Raw genomic sequence first — 1705 nt, 5'->3', positions numbered from 1 at the left:
GGCCGATCCGAACGGCCAGTTGCGCGATTGCAGGAACAGGTCGACCAGCGCATTGCCGATGAAGAACACCTTGCCGCCGCCAAGCAGCGTCGGGATCAGATATTCGCCGAGCAGCAGGATCATGACCAGCGAGAAGCCGGTCATCACGCCCGGCAACGACAGTTTCAGGGTCACGCCCAGGAAAGTCGATAGTGGCGTGGCGCCGAGATCGGCGGAGGCTTCCAGCAGCCTGCGGTCAAGCCGTTCGAGGCTGACATAGATCGGCAGGATCATCAACGGCAGGTAGCCATAGACGATGCCGAGCAGCACCGCGCCCGGCGTGTTGATCAGCCTGACATCCTCGATGCCGACAAAGGCGAGCAGCGCCGGAATGCCGCGCCCGCCCAGAATGTACATCCAGGCATAGGTCCGCATCAGCAGGCTGGTCCAGAACGGAATGACGACCAGCGCCAGCAGGATCAGCCGCCAGCGCTGCGGCGCGCGCAAGGCGAGATAGTAGGCAACGGGATAAGCGACGAGAAGGCAGGCGAGCGCTCCCACCGGCGCCAGCACCATGGTGTTCCAGAAGGCGGTCGCCCGCGCCGGAAGATTGGCATATTGCGCCAGCGTAAAGGCGGCCTGATAGCCGCCTTCCGGTGCGCGTTCGCCGACGCTGAACACGGCGATGGCGATGAACGGCAGCACCAGGAACACCACCAGCCACGCGGTCGCCGGACCGAGCAGCATGGCGGTCAGAAAATTCCTGCGAAGACGGCTGCCGTGCATGGAAAGATTGCCCCGGTGCCGGCGGGCATAAACCCGCCGGTCAAATTATCTGAGTCGAATTTGAGGCCGTCGCTCAGGCCGACTTGAAGCGCGCCATCAATTCGGCGCGGCCCGGATCGGTCAACGTTGCCGCCGCGCCGAATTCCAGCGGCGTCAACAGGTCGGCTGCCGGATAGAGGATCGGGTTGTCGAGCACCTCCTTGGGCAGCAGCTTGTTGACGCGCGCATCGGTCGACGGCGCACCATTGGCCAAATGCTCCTTCACCGCCACCTGCGGATTCATCAGGTAGTTGAGCAGCGCGTAACCGGCGGGCTTGTTCGGCGCGTCTTTCGGAATGGCATAGAAATCGGTCCAGATCTCGCCGCCTTCCTTGCCCAGCACATAGGCGATCTCGGGAATGTCGCGATGCAGCTGCGCGCCGTCATTCGTCCAGCACATGGTCATCCACGCGTCGCCGGCGCGCATCCCCGGCTGGTAGTCGGAGGAGACCGCGAACAGATGCGGCTTGACCTTCAGCAGCAGCTCCTCCGCCTTGGCCAGTTCGTCCTGCTTGAGCGAATTGAACGAGTAGCCGTAATATTTCAGCGCATTGCCGATCGTGGTCAGCTGGTAGTCATGCACCATGGTGCGGCTGTCGCCTTCCGCCATGGCGGTGTCCCAGAACTCCTTCCAGCTCGTCATCGGCTTGGTCAGCTTCTTGGTGTTGACGGCAAAGCCGGTGGTGCCCCAGTTCTTCGGCACGGCGTAGATCGTCCCATCGATCGTGCCCTCCGAGGTGAAGCGCGGATCCTCTTGCGAGCCGTCGAAATTCGGCAGCTTCGCCATCTCCAGCGGCTCGATGATGCCGAGCTTCTTGTAGGTCGAGATCGTGTAATTGGTCGGCACGAACAGGCTCCAGCCCGAGGCCCCGGCCTGCAGCTTGGCCAGCATCTCCTCATT

At 62.8% G+C, this 1705-nt stretch carries 2 protein-coding genes; both read right to left on the bottom strand.

The genetic code is table 11. The annotated features are described in order from the left end of the window. The coding region (locus tag EN994_RS30055) for an ABC transporter permease (protein WP_164746356.1) at positions 1 to 765 on the bottom strand (765 nt) is incomplete at its 3' end. 73 nt (positions 766 to 838) lie between these two features. Continuing rightward, the coding region (locus EN994_RS30050; protein ID WP_164746355.1) for a spermidine/putrescine ABC transporter substrate-binding protein at positions 839 to 1705 on the bottom strand (867 nt) is incomplete at its 5' end.

It is taken from the genome of Mesorhizobium sp. M7A.F.Ca.CA.002.09.1.1, from assembly GCF_003998555.1.
GTDB classification, from domain to species: domain Bacteria; phylum Pseudomonadota; class Alphaproteobacteria; order Rhizobiales; family Rhizobiaceae; genus Mesorhizobium; species Mesorhizobium ciceri.
The sequence above is the reverse complement of the archived record's forward strand: the minus strand, read 5'-3'. Positions and strand labels throughout refer to the sequence as shown.